The 13963-nt window shown below is 68.3% G+C and carries 19 protein-coding genes; 9 read left to right on the plus strand and 10 right to left on the minus strand.

Annotated features, from left to right (window positions below):
- Positions 1-5: 5 nt before the first annotated feature.
- The 4 genes from PV764_RS05645 to PV764_RS05660 all read right to left on the minus strand — a co-directional run bounded on the left by PV764_RS05645 (position 6) and on the right by PV764_RS05660 (position 2939).
- Positions 6-1352, minus strand: coding sequence for a virulence factor family protein (locus PV764_RS05645; RefSeq protein WP_421116288.1), 1347 nt, complete (start codon positions 1350-1352; stop codon positions 6-8).
- Between the two features lie 79 nt (positions 1353-1431).
- Entirely contained in the window at positions 1432-2079 is a 648-nt protein-coding gene (locus PV764_RS05650; protein ID WP_421116289.1) for a DUF998 domain-containing protein, read from the minus strand.
- Between the two features lie 14 nt (positions 2080-2093).
- Positions 2094-2273, minus strand: a complete 180-nt coding sequence (locus PV764_RS05655; protein ID WP_037553198.1) for an oxidoreductase-like domain-containing protein — start codon at positions 2271-2273, stop codon at positions 2094-2096.
- Between the two features lie 60 nt (positions 2274-2333).
- Entirely contained in the window at positions 2334-2939 is a 606-nt protein-coding gene (locus tag PV764_RS05660) for a hypothetical protein (RefSeq protein ID WP_070471019.1), read from the minus strand.
- Between the two features lie 229 nt (positions 2940-3168).
- Between PV764_RS05660 and PV764_RS05665 the strand changes: the two genes are divergently transcribed.
- Entirely contained in the window at positions 3169-4308 is a 1140-nt protein-coding gene (locus tag PV764_RS05665) for a tetratricopeptide repeat protein (protein ID WP_421116290.1), read from the plus strand.
- 6 nt (positions 4309-4314) lie between these two features.
- On the opposite strand, the gene PV764_RS05670 is transcribed toward PV764_RS05665, so the two are convergent.
- Positions 4315-4650 carry a zinc ribbon domain-containing protein YjdM gene (locus PV764_RS05670; RefSeq protein ID WP_019183411.1) on the minus strand — a complete coding sequence of 112 codons (336 nt, stop codon included), beginning with the start codon at positions 4648-4650 and terminating at the stop codon, positions 4315-4317.
- Between the two features lie 119 nt (positions 4651-4769).
- Between PV764_RS05670 and PV764_RS05675 the strand changes: the two genes are divergently transcribed.
- From PV764_RS05675 to PV764_RS05685, 3 genes are all read left to right on the plus strand, one after another.
- A complete protein-coding gene (locus PV764_RS05675) occupies positions 4770-6125 on the plus strand; it encodes an Hsp70 family protein (RefSeq protein WP_399619173.1) in 1356 nt (451 codons plus the stop codon).
- Positions 6126-6442: 317 nt separating this feature from the next.
- Positions 6443-6742: a YkgJ family cysteine cluster protein gene (locus PV764_RS05680; protein WP_080114834.1), complete on the plus strand. Its 300-nt coding sequence runs from the start codon at positions 6443-6445 to the stop codon at positions 6740-6742.
- Between the two features lie 11 nt (positions 6743-6753).
- Positions 6754-6933, plus strand: a complete 180-nt coding sequence (locus tag PV764_RS05685; RefSeq protein ID WP_019183415.1) for a hypothetical protein — start codon at positions 6754-6756, stop codon at positions 6931-6933.
- Between the two features lie 45 nt (positions 6934-6978).
- Here the strand turns inward: PV764_RS05685 and PV764_RS05690 are convergent, their stop codons facing one another.
- The 3 genes from PV764_RS05690 to PV764_RS05700 are packed head-to-tail and all read right to left on the minus strand — an operon-like array spanning position 6979 to position 8977.
- Positions 6979-7860: a DUF4097 family beta strand repeat-containing protein gene (locus PV764_RS05690; protein WP_019183416.1), complete on the minus strand. Its 882-nt coding sequence runs from the start codon at positions 7858-7860 to the stop codon at positions 6979-6981.
- 11 nt (positions 7861-7871) lie between these two features.
- On the minus strand, positions 7872-8396 hold the full coding sequence (locus PV764_RS05695; RefSeq protein ID WP_019183417.1) for a hypothetical protein: 525 nt from the start codon (positions 8394-8396) through the stop codon (positions 7872-7874).
- Entirely contained in the window at positions 8393-8977 is a 585-nt protein-coding gene (locus PV764_RS05700) for an RNA polymerase sigma factor (protein WP_019183418.1), read from the minus strand. The genes PV764_RS05695 and PV764_RS05700 overlap by 4 nt, the downstream gene beginning before the upstream one ends.
- Positions 8978-9112: 135 nt before the next feature.
- Between PV764_RS05700 and PV764_RS05705 the strand changes: the two genes are divergently transcribed.
- Positions 9113-9304, plus strand: coding sequence for a hypothetical protein (locus tag PV764_RS05705; RefSeq protein WP_019183419.1), 192 nt, complete (start codon positions 9113-9115; stop codon positions 9302-9304).
- Positions 9305-9384: 80 nt separating this feature from the next.
- Positions 9385-9966: a mechanosensitive ion channel family protein gene (locus PV764_RS05710; protein WP_019183420.1), complete on the plus strand. Its 582-nt coding sequence runs from the start codon at positions 9385-9387 to the stop codon at positions 9964-9966.
- A gap of 76 nt (positions 9967-10042) precedes the next feature.
- Here PV764_RS05710 and PV764_RS05715 read toward each other — a convergent pair whose 3' ends face one another.
- Positions 10043-10309, minus strand: coding sequence for a DksA/TraR family C4-type zinc finger protein (locus PV764_RS05715; protein ID WP_019183421.1), 267 nt, complete (start codon positions 10307-10309; stop codon positions 10043-10045).
- A gap of 109 nt (positions 10310-10418) precedes the next feature.
- Entirely contained in the window at positions 10419-10973 is a 555-nt protein-coding gene (locus PV764_RS05720) for a DUF2058 domain-containing protein (RefSeq protein WP_019183422.1), read from the minus strand.
- Between the two features lie 73 nt (positions 10974-11046).
- Here PV764_RS05720 and PV764_RS05725 point away from each other — a divergent pair, with 73 nt between their 5' ends.
- The 3 genes from PV764_RS05725 (at position 11047) to PV764_RS05735 (ending at position 13962) form a co-directional block, all read left to right on the plus strand.
- On the plus strand, positions 11047-11544 hold the full coding sequence (locus PV764_RS05725; RefSeq protein WP_019183423.1) for a M48 family metallopeptidase: 498 nt from the start codon (positions 11047-11049) through the stop codon (positions 11542-11544).
- Positions 11545-11625: 81 nt separating this feature from the next.
- The gene (locus tag PV764_RS05730; protein WP_019183424.1) at positions 11626-12336 is read left to right on the plus strand and encodes an rRNA pseudouridine synthase; all 711 of its coding nucleotides are present in this window, start codon (positions 11626-11628) and stop codon (positions 12334-12336) included.
- 48 nt (positions 12337-12384) lie between these two features.
- Positions 12385-13962, plus strand: coding sequence for a phospholipase D family protein (locus PV764_RS05735; protein WP_019183425.1), 1578 nt, complete (start codon positions 12385-12387; stop codon positions 13960-13962).
- Position 13963: the final 1 nt, after the last annotated feature.

Consider the following 13963-nt stretch of genomic DNA (forward strand, 5'->3'; position numbering starts at 1 on the left):
GGCGCTCAGCGCGCCGGCAGATGCTGCACGATGGTATCGGCGAGGCGATCGTAGTCACCTTTGAAATGATGATCGCCGGGCAGCTTGATGATCTGCGCGTTGCCCGCTGCAGGCAGCGACGGACACAGTGCATCGCGATCCTCTTCGCCATACACGCACAGTGTTTTCCCGGCGGGCAGCCGGGCCACTTCCGGCGCGATCGGCAGGCCATCGCCACCGCCGCCGAGCCAGTTGCTGACATGGAACTCATAATCGGCGTTCTTGCCGACCGACAGCAGCGCGATCATCGAGACCGCCTCCCGCGTTGCCGGTGACAGCTGGTTGATCGCGGCGGGCAACACGTCGGCGCCCTGCGAGAAACCGACCAGCACCACGTTGCGGCGCTGCCACTGCCGGCTGTAGTGAGTGGCGATGCGCTCCAGGTCGCGGGCGAACCCTTCCGGCGTGCGCGCGGTCCAGAAGTAACGCAGTGAATCCACGCCGACCACCGGCACGCCGGCCTCGCTCAGCGACGCGGCCACTTCCTTGTCCAGCCCCGCCCAGCCACCATCGCCCGAGACAAAAATGGCGAAGGTGTCACCGGCTTTGGTGGTCGGCACATCGACCACCGGCAGGCCGTTGAGGTCATCCGGCGGCGGCGCCAGGCTGACGCCCTTCTGGGCGCCGATCACCTTGGCCGCCGCCAACAGCCCGGGCAATGCGTCGCCCTGCGCGGTGCGCTCGAACTGGCGCCCCATGCCGACCTTGCGCACGAACGCGGCTGACTCTCCCGCCGGGCAATGCACATCGCCGGCCGCGTTCAACCACGGGAAATTCAGCTCGGTCGGCTGCAGGCGGCCATGGCTGCTGCCAGCCCCGCAGACCTTGCGCTCGCGCACGCCGGACGGGCAGAACCCCGTGGTGATCAGCCCGGCGAACACCTGGGTGTCGGCCTGGGCGGCCACCGCGTAGGCCAGCGCCGCCCCCTCACCATCGCCGCCGATCAGTGGCAGGTGGTAGCCGGGCACATGCAGATAGGCCTGGAACCAGCGCGAGAAATTCTCGACGTCGCCCGCACCGAACGCGCAGTCACCGCTGTTCTCGCGGGCCAGCACCTGGCGCAGATGCGCGACATCGACCTGGGCGACCAGCGCGCCGTCGGCACGCAGCGCGTCGATCCGCTGCTGGCTGACGGCGCGGCCGGCCGCGCCGTCGAACCACACCACCACCCGTTGCGGGTGGCCGTCGGGCAGATGGACCGGCACGTTCTCGAAACGACCATGGCTGAGCTGCTGCGGTGGCGCGGCCAGCGCCGCCCCCGTCATCCCTGCCATCACCAGTCCCAGCATCACCCCCAAACCGGCTCGCCGCATCGTCGCGCATCCCCATGGATAGAGTGCCAACGATACGCCCCTGCCCGGCCAAGGGCATGTACAAACCGTGGCCGGACGCTCAGCGCGGCTCGCGGCGCGCCTGGCGCCACAGCTGCCAGGCCACCGACACCAGCCACACCACCACCACTGCGATCACCAGCTTCTGTCCCGCGCCGCGGGGTGGGCCCCGCCACAGCACGTGCAGCCACAGCAGTGCGAAGCACAACCAGGCCCACCACCAGGCCGGAGCGGCCCAATCGCGCCAGCGCGGGTCGGCGCGCAGATACCAGCTCTGCAGCAGCATCGCCACGCTCACGCACAGGAACGCGGTATTGGCCGACAGCCCGTGCACCAGCGGCGCCAGCAGCGGCGCGCGCTCGGGCAGCCAGCTGTCGCCGATCGCCACCCCCATCAGGCCCAGCGCGGCGACCCAGAACAGCAGCGGCGCCGCCGCACTGCGGCGCGGCGAACGACTGTTGGCATGCAGCGAGACCGCCAGCAGCATGATCGCCAGCGCCAGCACGCAATAGGCGGTGCGCAGGGCCAGTCCCCAGGGGCCATGCAGGTACAGGCTCAGGGTGGCCTGCACCCAGTCCAGATCATCGCGTGCCCATTGCGTCCACAGCGCGGTGGTGACGAACAGCGCCAGCGCCACCAGGGTCACCATGGCGACGCGTCCATGATGCTGGGCGGGCCAGCGGGAGGGGCGTGGCAGCGGCAGCGACATCGCGGCTCCTGGCGTCAGTCGGTGGCCTCGGGGTGGCGCTGTTTCCATGCAGCCAGGGCAGCGCGGTAGCGCTGCAGCTCATCGCTGTACAGATCCAGCACGCACAGCGGGCAGCCACTGCCGCAGCACTCGTTGGGGCCGGGTTCTTCCGGCGGTTGCGGACGCGGATCGGAGGCTGGAACGGACACAGGCATGGCCACACAGGGAGGAAAAACAGCGCGCACAGTGTAACGGGCATGCTTCGCGCCGGGGCTTCAGCGCCCGACCCGCCGGCGCAGGTTGTCGCGCGCGGCCGCATCCAGTCGCTGGTGGAAGAAGTCGCTCAGGAAGATCCGCGGCTGCCCCAGCACCTGCTTGAGAAAGCGCCGCCGGTTGAGCCGGAACACAAAGCCCGGCACGTGTCCGGCGTATTCCTCGGCGATACCGCGGTCGTAGGCGTCGAACACTGCCGCCGGCGCCCCGAGAATGGCCATGTCGCAATCCAGGAACAGCGCCGCTTCGGGGTCGACATCGCCGGGCGCGAGCTTGCTGTGGCGGGCGGTCAGTTCGATCAGCTCGACCACCCGGCCCGCATCGATCCCGGCCGCCGGCAACCAGCGCGCGATCGCCTCGCGCGCCAGCGCCGCCGAACGGGCTTCGTTGTCGCCCCGTCCCGCCTCGTAGATGGCGTCGTGGTACAGCGCGGCCAACTGCACCTCGCGCGGCCGGGTCCAGCCCGGGCCGGCCTCGGCGACGGTGCTGCAGTGCTGCAGGACGGCCTGCACGTGCGACCAGTTGTGGTACGCCCGCGGCGGCAGGGCGTAGGCGGTTTCCAGCTCGGCACGCTGCCCGGCAGGCAGGGGGATCGGTTCGAAGCGCATGCACCATGATTGGCCGTCGCCGCGACGCTGGCAAGCCGGGCGGTGGTTTTTTGACCACCTTCCCAGAACCGTTGCCGTGCAGGCGGTGCGCGCGGTTATCCACACGTTTGTCGACCGCTGGTCCACATCCTCTGTGGATGGCGCGGACAGCCGATGAACGGCATGCCGGGGCCCATCAACGCGCCTAGACTGGACCCGACGGACCCCAGCGCCCTGCGAGGTGACGGCGATGACCGCGTGCAGATTCCTGCTGATGATGTGCATGGCCCTGGCCGCCGCACCGGCCTGGGCAGCCGACCCCGCGCCCGTTGTGACCACCGCCGGGCCAAGCGCGGCCGTCCCACCCACGCCCGCGCAGATCCTGGAGGTGCCCGCGCCGCTGCTGGCGCTGCTGCACGAACGGGTCATCGATCCCGGCTACTCGCGCGAGCGCCGCCTGCAGCGGCTGGTGGAGATGATCTTCGACGCACAGGGGCTGCACCTGGCCTACGACCCGGAGGCGACCTACACGATCACCGAAACCTGGCAGACGCGGCGTGCCAACTGCCTGTCCTTTACGCTGCTGTTCGTCACCCTGGCCAACCTGGCCGGCATCGACGCGCATGTCCAGGAAGTGGCGCAGGTGGTGAGCTGGTACCAGGCTTCCGGGGTGATCTACAGCGTGGGCCACGTCAACGCGGGCATCGTGCTGGACGGGCGCAACGGCACCGTCGATCTGGACCACAACGTGCTCTACGACCACCTCGGCCCGCAGCGCATCAACCGGCAGCGCACGCTGGCCCATTTCTACAACAACCGCGGCGCGGACCACATGACCGCCGGCGACATCGATACGGCCCGCGCCTACTTCAGCGCAGCCCTCGGCATGGCACCGGACTTCGTGGCGGCCTGGAACAACCTCGGCGTCCTCGATGCACGCATCGGCAACCTGGACCAGGCCCGCAGGGACTATGAAACCGCGCTGCGCCTGCAGCCGCGGCATGGCGCCAGCCTGAGCAACGCCAGCGCCCTGTACCGCCGCATGGGCGACACCCGCCAGGCGGCGCTGCTGGCGAGCCGGCTGGCGCGTGTGCAGCGCAGCGATCCGTTCGCCCAGTACATGTTCGGCGCCCAGGCCGAGCAGCGCCGGGACTATGCAGCAGCCGTGCGTTTCTACCGCCGGGCGGTCCATCTGTACGAGACGGCGCATCCGTTCCACTTCGCGCTGGCCCGGAGCTATTTCCTGGCCGGCGATGCACGCCGGGCCTCGATCGAAATGCAGCGCGCGCGGGACCTGGCCGGGGAGAGCGGCGATGCGCTCAGGTCCCGCTACCAGGCCAAGCTGGACAGCCTGCAGCGTTGGCGCCAGCGCGGCACCAACGCCAACTGAGCCCGCTCAGGCCTTCTTGAGGAAGCAGGTCTTCAGGACCAGGCCCTTGATCTTTTCCGAGTTGCCCTCGATGTGCTCGGCGTCGTCCTCGACCAGGCGGATGTTGCGGATCACCGTGCCCTGCTTGAGCGGGATCGAGGAGCCCTTCACCTTCAGGTCCTTGATCACGGTGACCGTGTCACCGGCGGCCAGCACGTTGCCGTTGCTGTCGCGTACCACCAGGGCCTCGCCGCCGCCGTCACCGGCCGCCCACTCGTGGCCGCAGTCCGCGCAGATGAACAGCGCGCCATCGGCATAGGTGTTTTCCAGGGTGCACTGCGGGCAGGCGGGAATGGCGGACATCGACAGCTCTTCGGTAACGAAACGGCCACTAGTGTAACCGCCCGTTACCGCCTGCCCTTGCGTCGGCGGTCCCGTTGCCGCAAAGTGCGCGCCCCCTGACCACCGGCCCGGCCCACCGCATGAAACTCGGCATCGACTTTGGCACCAGCAACTCCGCCGCCGCCGTGGTGATCGACGGCAAGGTGGTGCCGATCCAGTTCGGCCAGGCCGAACAGTTCCGCACCACGGTGTATTTCCCCGAGGTGATGCGCGACCCGAACGACTTCGAACTGACCCCGGCGCTGGAGCACGATCTGGCCCGGCTGGTCGACGCGGCCGCGCGCGATGCCCGCGCCGCCGGCCAGGAGCGCGCGCCCGATGCACTGCGCCGTGAGGCCCTGCGCGTGGTGCGCCGGCAGTGGATGGAAGAGCAGATGCGGGCCCCGCTCAGCTCCACCACCCTGCTGCAGAACGCCGTCTACGGCGATGACGCGCTGGAGGCCTACTTCGAAGAGAACGAAGGCAACCTGGTGCAGAGCCCGAAATCGATGCTCGGCTACAACCTGCACCCGCGCGCGCGCCAGACCATCGCCGGCATCGCCACGCACATCCTTGAGCACATCCGCCTGACCGCCTCGCGCCAGCTGGACACCCCGATCCGCACCGCCACGCTGGGCCGTCCGGTCCAGTTCCGCAGTTCCATCGGCGAGGCCGGCAACGCCCAGGCGCTGGAGATCCTGCACGGCGCGGCGATCGCCGCCGGCTTTGACAGCATCGATTTCCTCGAAGAGCCCGCGGCCGCGGCCATGCATTACCACGCCGAAAGCCCGCAGGAACACGACGCGGTGGTGGTGGACATCGGCGGTGGTACCACCGATATCGCCCATGCCCGGGTGGGCGGTGGCCAGGCCCCGACCATCCACCGTGCCTGGGGTATCGCCCGCGGCGGTACCGATATCGACCTGGCGCTGAGCCTGGGCGGCTACATGCCGCTGTTCGGCCGCGGCATCACCCGCGTGCCCGCGCATCACTACGTGGAAGCGGCGATGGTGCAGGACATGACCCGCCAGCGCGATTTCCGCCAGCACACCTACCGCGATGTGGACGCGCCGTTCGGCCCGCGCCTGACTGCCCTGCAGGACACCGGCAACACCGCGCGCCTGTACCGCGAGGTCGAACGCTGCAAGATCGCCCTGAGCAGTGTGTCCAGTCACGACAGCACGCTTGGGTTCATCGAACGCGACCTGCAGGTGCAGATCGATGCCTCGCGGCTGGAAACCGCCGCTGGCGGCTATCTGGGCGAACTGACCGCCCTGCTCGAGCAGGTCCGCAGCGATATCGGCCACGACCCGGCAGCAGTGTTCCTGACCGGGGGCATGTCGCGCGCCGGCTACCTGCAGCAGGCCGTCGCCAATGCCTTCCCGGGCTCGACCCTGGTCCGCGGCAATCCGTCCTTCGGTGTGGTCCACGGGCTGGCGCTGGCCGCCGCCAACTGACCCTTTTTTTGCACCAGGCCTTGTCGCACAAGGCCTGAAGAGGCGTGAACGGCCTTATTAACAAAACGTTACGCCGGAAGCGCTATCATCTTTCGGCTTCAAAGCGCAATGCGCTTGACGCAACAAGCACCATCTTCCGGGCCTCCCAGGCCACCGTCCTCTTCGATGCTGCCACCGTCCGGATTCGTCCGCGGTGCCGGGATCGCTCATCGCTGTGATCCGGCTCGTTCACAGCCTGCTGCACCCCGAGCCGCCAAGAGATCTTCAGATTGGGCGAACGCCTGGCTGCACTCCTTACATCGTCCGAGCCCGACCCCATCGACTGCCGTCGTTGCGATGCGGTGTGTTGTCGGCTCACCGTCACCGTCATGCCTGACGACAACGTGCCCGGCTACCTGCTGGACACCGATGCGCGTGGCGGCACGGTGATGGCACGCAACGAAGAAGGCTGGTGCGCCGCGATCGACCCGTATCACCTGCGCTGCACGATCTACTCGCAGCGACCCGCGATCTGCCGCCAGTTCGACATGGGCGGCGATGATTGCCGCCTCGTGCGGCAGGACTACCGTCGACAACAGCAGGATCTGTCGACGTTTTCTTCCACGCTTCATCCATAGCAGGAGCATCCATGGCTCGTACGCCAAAGACCTCCCCCAAGGCAAGCAACACCGTTCGCGTCGACCGCAAGCAAGGGTCCAACTCCGCCGTCAGCAGCCAGAGCATCGCTGCGGATCTGGCTGCCTTCCGTAAAGGTGGCGGCAAGATCGAAGTGCTGGGCAATACCCTGGCGCTGAAAAAAGCCGGCTGACGTTGCTGCCGACCGCACCGGCATCGGCCGGTGCGGTGGCCGCACTCAGCGGCCCAGGCTGACCCGCACGCTCCCGGAATGGGAGTTGATCGAAATATCCCCATCGCCCGAGCCCAGACGCGCATCCAGGCTGCTGCCCGGGCCATAGCGCGGCTTCTCCACCTGCCCGGCATCGGACTGGATACCCCCACTGAACGTCTTGACGTTCAGCTGCGCCGAGACATTCACCGGCAGCTTCAGCGCGACCGATCCGCTGACCGTCTGCATCGTCACCTTGCCGCCCGGCGCCATGCCGGTCGCGCTCACGTCCAGGCTGCCCGAGACGGTTTCCACCGCCAGCCGCTGGATCCGCCCGGCAGTGACGTTGACCCGGCCGGAGACCGATTCGGCCGCCACCTCGCCCGAGGCACCGCCGCCCGCCAGCAACTGGCCACTGACCGTGCGCGCGTCCAGCCGCGGGGTCTGCACCTGCGAGCGGATGCCGCCACTGACCGTGTTCAAGGTGGTTTCTCCGCTGCGCCCGGCCGCGGTGATGCTGCCGCTGACACTGTTGGCCTGCAGGCGACGCACGTCGATGTCGGCCACGTCGATGTCGGCGCTGACGGTGCCCAGCTGCACTTCCACCGCGCGCGGAACGCGCAGCTCCAGCGTGGCCCCACCGTTGCTGCGGCCGCGCGGATACTCCACTTCCCAGCGCACGCGGTTGCTGCTCCTGTCCTGTTTGAGGGTGAGCCCGTCGGCCATCGAACCGGTCAGTGCCACGTCGTTGCGATCCCAGCCACGCACGGTGACCTTGCCGGCGATGTTGCTGATTTCCACGCGCCCGCCGGCGCCCAGTGGATGGCGCTCATTGACGCTGGTGGCGGCCTGGGCGACCAGCGGCAGGCACAGCGCCAGGGCCGCGATCAGGGACAGAGGACTACGCATGGGGATCTCCTTCAGGTGGGCAGGCCGGCGGAGAACACCGCCTGCTGGGTGAGTTGCAGGCGCAGCGCGTAGGTGCGCTGCAGTTGCCCGAGCAGATAGCCCGAGCGGGGGTTTTCAGCGATGGCGGCGCGGATGTTGACCGCACTGGCATCGAGTTCGTGCAGGGCCGGGCGCCACTCCTCGGTGACACCGTCACTGGGCAAGGCGGCGATGGCCTGCTGGTATTCACCGGCCATGGCGTCGGCCTGGCGCTGCAGCAACGAGGGCGCCGGCGTATGCGGGACCGGCGTCGGCACCACCATCAGCAGCGCCAGCGCGGCGGCCAGGCCGAGCCCGATGCGCAGCGGCCAGCGCTCCCGCCGGCGGCGTGTCGACAGCGTTGCCACGGCAGCCGCCGGGGTCGGGGTCGGGGCCGGGGTCTGCGCCGGCAACTGTGCGGCAATGCCCTGCCACACCCGTGCCGGCGGGAGACGCTCGGCCGGCAGGGCGCGCAGCCGTGCGCTCAGTGCGTTGTCATCGGAATCATGGGGGTTCATGCGGTTTCTCCTAGGCGCGCGCGCAGCAGGCCACGCGCACGGTGCAACTGTGCTTTGGAACTGCCGACCGCCATCTGCAGCTGGTCGGCGATTTCCTGGTGTTTCCAGCCTTCTATGTCGTGCAGGACCAGCACTGCCCGGGCACGGGGCGGCAGTGTTTCCAGCGCGCGCTCCAGGTCCATGGAGGTACCGGCGCAGCGGTCCTGGGCCGGCAGCGTCGCCAGCGACTCCCAGCCCTCCTCGCCGGCATCGCGCGCATCGCCGGTGGCGTTGGCGCGCAGTTCCATCAATGCCGCGTTCACGCCCAGGCGGTGCAGCCAGGTGCCCAGGCTGCTTTCGAAGCGGAACCCCGGCAGGGCGCGCCATGCCTGCAGGAAGGCCTCCTGCAGGGCATCCTCGGCGCGGGCCGCGTGGCCGCCGCACAGCCGCCACAGTACGGCGTACACGCGCGGCGAATGCCGCCGGTAGATGCGCTCGTACGCGGTGACGTCACCAGCCGCCGCGGCACGCACCAGGGCGTGGTCATCGGCGGCGTCGGCCTCGGTCGGGGCGCTGGAAGGGGACATGGTCGTGTCGAGCATATCCGTTGGATGCGGGGGGCACGGAAAAGGTTTAAGCCGCCGCTGGATTTCTTTTTCTGCGCGGCCTTTAAACCTTTCCGGTGGCAGCGGCATCCAATCCCATGTCACTACCGGCGCTCGCCAAGGAGTATCCCCATGTCTTCCAGTTGCCTGGCCGTGCTGCTCTCGCTGGCCACCAGCTGCACGCTGCCGTGGAGCCCGCTGCAGATACAGCTGTCGTTGGCGCCCGCAGCACCCGATGTGTGTGTGCAATACGCGCAGAACGCGCCGCTGTGCGCCTCGGCGATGATTGCTGCATTGGATGTGTACGGCAGGCCGCTGCAGTAAGCCGATACCACGATGCGGTGACGCGCATCGGCATTACCATGGTGGGATCGGCACTATCGCTGCAAAGGAATTCCGCCCCCATGAAAGACCATCTGCCCGCCTGGACCCACGAATGGCTGCACTACGGGGTCCCTGCCCTGCAGATCCTGGTGACGCTGCTGGTGGCCTGGCTGCTGCGGCTGGTCGCCCGGCGCCTGATCCGCCGGGTCGGCGACCACTACACACTGCCGCCGGAAATGATCATGGGCGCGCGCCGGGTGTTCACCTTCGTGGTGTATTTCACGGTACTGCTGATCGTGCTCAACATCGTGGGCGTCTCGGCGACGGTACTGTGGACGGCGTTCACCGGCTTCGCTGCGGTGGGCGCGGTGGCGTTCTTCGCCGCCTGGAGCGTGTTGTCCAACATTTTCTGCACGCTGCTGATCTTCACCACGCGCCCGTTCCGCCTGCACGATTACATCGAGCTGCTGGAGAACGGTGAGAAGCCCGGGCTCAAGGGCCGGGTGATCGACATCAACCTGATCTACACCACGCTGCAGGAAACCGGCAGCGGCCACGAAGGCACGGTGCTGCAGATGCCCAACAACATGTTCTTCCAGCGCACCGTGCGTCGCTGGCGGGATCCGTCACAGGCACCGGGCGGAATCCAGGGGGACGGTTGAGGGCGCGTGCCAGGCCGCTTGTAGATACCGACCGCTGGTCGGTATGGGTTGTTGCGTGCCGACCAACGGTCGGCACCTACCGAAGCTGGCTGTCCTTGCTGCCGCGGCGGTTGTAGCCGCTGCCTTCGTGCTGGGCGGCGTCTTCTTCTTCCTGGCAGCGCACGCACAGGCGCACACCGGGCACGGCCTTGCGCCGCGCCTCGGGAATGGGCGCCTCGCAGTGTTCGCAGTGGGTCAGCCCGGGGCCGTCGCGCAGCTGTGCGCGGGCCCGCTGGATGGCGTCATCGACGGTGGCGTCGATCTGATCCTGGACGGCGCCGTCGCCTGCCCAACCTGTCGCCATGATGTGTCTCCCATGCCGGTGTCAGGACACCAGCATAGACCCGGCCCGACGCGGCCAGCCGACGTGGGGCTGAACGCGGACTGCGCCGGGTGAACGCTTCAGGCAGCGCTTACCAGACCAGGTCGTCGGGCACCTGGAACTGGGCGTAGTACGCATCATCCTCGGCGTTGCCGGTGCTCGGCTCGCTGCCGGCGGGCTGGCTGTTGTCGAGCACGATCACGCTCGCATCGCGCTCACGGACCTTCTCGGCCGCCGCGCGGGGCAGCAGTTCGAAGCCCTCGCCGTGGCGGGCGATCACCAGGCTGCCCGAGGCCAGTTGCCGGCGCAGCACGTTGTTGACCAGCAGGGTACGGATCACGGTGCCGTCGTTGAAGCGGTATTCGCTCTCGCCCTCACGCTTGACCTTGTGCGCCTCGATGATCTGGCGGACCTGGGCCTGCAGCTCCTGCGCGTGCGCCCTGGCCTTGCGCTCGGCTTCCAGCGCACGATCACGCTCGGCTTTTTCCGCACGCAGGCGCTCGGCCTCGCGCTGGCTTTCGCTGGGCGCGACCGGGGCCTTGCCGTGGCGGGCTTTCACCTGTTCACGGGCGGCCTGGGAGACCTGGGATTTCTTGACCAGCCCAGCCTTGAGCAGCTGCTCCTGGAGGGGATTTGCCTTCGCCATACGCCTAGCATCTGTTGTTGCGGGATTCCGGGGGCCATCATACTGGTCTGCCCGCCCCGCCCCAACCGCCCGCATGACCGCCCTGAAGTACCTCGCCGGCTATCCCGACGCCCTGCAGCAGCAGGTGCGCGAGCTGATCGCGGGCGACCGGCTGGGGCCGTGGCTGGAGCGCCGCTATGCGCAGCTGCACACCGTGCGCAACGACCGCCAGCTCTACGACTACACCCAAGGCCTGAAAGAGCGCTATCTGCGCCAGTCCGCGCCGTTGTCCAAGGTGATCTACGACAGCAGGCTGCAGGTGCTCAAGCATGCCCTGGGCACCCACACCACCGTCTCACGGGTACAGGGCAGCAAGCTCAAGGCCAGCCGGGAGATCCGCATCGCCACGGTGTTCCGCGAGGCGCCGGCGCCGTTCCTGAAGATGATCGTGGTGCACGAGCTGGCCCACCTGAAGGAATCGGACCACAACAAGGCGTTCTACCAGCTGTGTACCCACATGGAAGCGGATTACCACCAGCTGGAGTTCGATCTGCGCCTGTACCTGACCCACCTGGAACGCACCGCGGCCTGAGCCACGGCCGCCGTCATCGCGCAGCGCCGGGCCCAAGCCAGTACACTCCCCGCCCGCTTCCCGTTTTATGTTGCCTGCCCGATGACCGACCCGATCCGACTCGACAAACGCCTGACCAGCCTGATCGGCTGCTCCCGTGGCGACGCCCAGCGCTATATCGAGGGCGGCTGGGTGACCGTCAACGGCCAGGTGGTCGAGCAGCCGCAGACCCTGGTCACCGACGAAGTGATCGTGCTGCGCGAGAACGCCGAGGCAACCCGCACCGAGACCGTGAGCATGCTGCTGCACAAGCCGGCCGGCATGCGTTCGGACGAACTGTGCGCGCTGGTGACACCGGAAAGCCGCAGTGAGCTCGACGCCACCGGGGTGACCCTGCTGCAGCGGCATTTCCACGCCCTGCAACTGGTGATGCCGCTGTCCGATGACGAAAGCGGCCTGGTCGTGGTCAGCCAGGACGGGCGCGTGATCTCGCACCTGAAGGACCGCGGCGCGACGCTGGAGCAGGAGTACCTGGTGGAAGTGAGTGGCGAGCTGGCGCCTTACGGCATGAAGCGGCTCGCGCATGGCCTGAGCTTCCGCAACTGGCCGCTGCCGCCGTGCAAGGTGAGCTGGCAGAACGAAACGCGCCTGCGCTTTGCGATCAAGCCGGTGCATCCGGGCCAGCTGCGCGACATGTGCCGCCAGGTCGGGCTGGAGGTCGTCAGTATCCGCCGCCTGCGCATTGGCCGCGTGGCGATGGGCAAGCTGGTCCCGGGCCAGTGGCGTTACCTGGCGCCGGACGAGCGTTTCTAGACCGTCCCGGCACTCGCCCTGCACGCCCCTGCCGCTTACGATCGGGGCATGACCGAGAAACGACCGTTCTGGCGCCGGCTGCTGCGCTGGCTGGGGATCATCGTGGCCTTGCTGGTGCTGCTGGTGCTCAGTGGCCTGCTGCTGGCCGATCACCTCACCCCGCAGGCGCTCGGCGAGCGCTCCACGGTGCTGCCCACGCAGGCCGACCAGACCGCGATCGATCGCGAGCTGGTCCGCCTGCAGGCCGAGCATCCCGGCCAGACCGGCGTGGCCTTCCTCTCCGATGGGCTCGATGCCTACGCCGCGCGCGCGGTGATCACCCAGCACGCCGGGCGCAGCCTGGACCTGCAGTACTACATCTGGCAGGACGACCTGATCGGCCACCTGATGGCCAACGAGCTGTACCGCGCCGCCGAGCGCGGCGTGCGGGTGCGCATCCTGCTCGATGACATGAATGCCCAGGACAAGGACGCGCTGATGATGGCGCTCGATGCGCACCCCAACATCGAGATCCGCCTGTACAACCCGTTCCGCAACCGCAGCGGGCTGTGGCGGCTGGTCGAGATGGTCCAGCGCGTTTTCAGCGTCAACCACCGCATGCACAACAAGTCGTGGATCGCCGACGGGCGCGTGGCGATCGTCGGTGGCCGCAACATCGGCGAGGAATATTTCAGCGCGCGGCAGGACGTGAACTTCCGCGACCTGGACCTGCTCGTCGCCGGCGAAGCGGTAAAGCAGGCCAACACCATTTTCGACGACTACTGGAACAGCGACACCGCCGTGCCGATCCGCGCGCTGGCGTTCTACACCGAACCGCAGCTGCGCCTGCTGATCCGCGAAAGCGAGCACGAAGCGCGCCTGGACAGTGCCAGGCCCTACCTGGAGAGGGTCGCGCGCTCGCAGGCGCAGCGCTCGTACTACCGCGATGCACTGGACCTGCACTGGAGCGGCAAGGTGGAGATCGCCTCGGACCCGCCGATGAAGCACCGCCGCGACGACCAGGCCGGCTGGCTGGTGACGCGGCTGGTGGAGGAACTGGAAAGCACGCGGCACAAGGCGCTGTTGATCTCGCCCTATTTCGTCCCGGGCGAGGACGGCACCGAAGGGCTGGGCGCGATGGTCGCGCGCGGTGCCCAGGTCGGGGTGATCACCAACTCGCTGGCGGCCAACGACGTGGCCGCCGTGCACAGCGGCTACATGCACTACCGTGCGCCGCTGCTGCGCAGTGGCGTGCAGCTGTACGAGCTCAAATCACGCGGCAACGTGGATGGCGGTGGCCTGTTCGGCAGCAGCGGGGCCAGCCTGCACACCAAGGCGTTCATGATCGATGACCAGCGTGGCTTCGTCGGCTCGTTCAACCTGGATCCGCGCTCGGCGTACCTCAACACCGAGATGGGCGTGTTGTTCAACGATCCAGTGCTTGCCGCGCAACTGCGCCAGGAGTATCTGCGCCTGGCCAGCCCGAGCCAGAGTTACTGGGTGGCCCTGGGCCCGGAGGGCGACGTGCGCTGGCTGGAACGCGATGCACAGCCGCCGCACTGGCTGTACCGCGAACCGGACGCCGGTTTCTGGCTGCGCGCCAGCGCGCGAGCGATCAGCTGGCTGCCACTGGAATCTCAGCTCTAGC

The sequence above is a fragment of the Stenotrophomonas sp. AS1 genome (assembly GCF_048957655.1).
Lineage (GTDB): Bacteria > Pseudomonadota > Gammaproteobacteria > Xanthomonadales > Xanthomonadaceae > Stenotrophomonas > Stenotrophomonas bentonitica_A.

Coding starts and splice junctions, on each gene's coding strand:
- PV764_RS05645 (WP_421116288.1), bottom strand. CDS start 1,352: ATGCGGCGAGCCGGTTTGGGGGTGATGCTGGGACTGGTGATGGCAGGG.
- PV764_RS05650 (WP_421116289.1), bottom strand. CDS start 2,079: ATGTCGCTGCCGCTGCCACGCCCCTCCCGCTGGCCCGCCCAGCATCAT.
- PV764_RS05655 (WP_037553198.1), bottom strand. CDS start 2,273: ATGCCTGTGTCCGTTCCAGCCTCCGATCCGCGTCCGCAACCGCCGGAA.
- PV764_RS05660 (WP_070471019.1), bottom strand. CDS start 2,939: ATGCGCTTCGAACCGATCCCCCTGCCTGCCGGGCAGCGTGCCGAGCTG.
- PV764_RS05665 (WP_421116290.1), top strand. CDS start 3,169: ATGACCGCGTGCAGATTCCTGCTGATGATGTGCATGGCCCTGGCCGCC.
- PV764_RS05670 (WP_019183411.1), bottom strand. CDS start 4,650: ATGTCCGCCATTCCCGCCTGCCCGCAGTGCACCCTGGAAAACACCTAT.
- PV764_RS05675 (WP_399619173.1), top strand. CDS start 4,770: ATGAAACTCGGCATCGACTTTGGCACCAGCAACTCCGCCGCCGCCGTG.
- PV764_RS05685 (WP_019183415.1), top strand. CDS start 6,754: ATGGCTCGTACGCCAAAGACCTCCCCCAAGGCAAGCAACACCGTTCGC.
- PV764_RS05690 (WP_019183416.1), bottom strand. CDS start 7,860: ATGCGTAGTCCTCTGTCCCTGATCGCGGCCCTGGCGCTGTGCCTGCCG.
- PV764_RS05695 (WP_019183417.1), bottom strand. CDS start 8,396: ATGAACCCCCATGATTCCGATGACAACGCACTGAGCGCACGGCTGCGC.
- PV764_RS05700 (WP_019183418.1), bottom strand. CDS start 8,977: ATGCTCGACACGACCATGTCCCCTTCCAGCGCCCCGACCGAGGCCGAC.
- PV764_RS05705 (WP_019183419.1), top strand. CDS start 9,113: ATGTCTTCCAGTTGCCTGGCCGTGCTGCTCTCGCTGGCCACCAGCTGC.
- PV764_RS05710 (WP_019183420.1), top strand. CDS start 9,385: ATGAAAGACCATCTGCCCGCCTGGACCCACGAATGGCTGCACTACGGG.
- PV764_RS05715 (WP_019183421.1), bottom strand. CDS start 10,309: ATGGCGACAGGTTGGGCAGGCGACGGCGCCGTCCAGGATCAGATCGAC.
- PV764_RS05720 (WP_019183422.1), bottom strand. CDS start 10,973: ATGGCGAAGGCAAATCCCCTCCAGGAGCAGCTGCTCAAGGCTGGGCTG.
- PV764_RS05725 (WP_019183423.1), top strand. CDS start 11,047: ATGACCGCCCTGAAGTACCTCGCCGGCTATCCCGACGCCCTGCAGCAG.
- PV764_RS05730 (WP_019183424.1), top strand. CDS start 11,626: ATGACCGACCCGATCCGACTCGACAAACGCCTGACCAGCCTGATCGGC.
- PV764_RS05735 (WP_019183425.1), top strand. CDS start 12,385: ATGACCGAGAAACGACCGTTCTGGCGCCGGCTGCTGCGCTGGCTGGGG.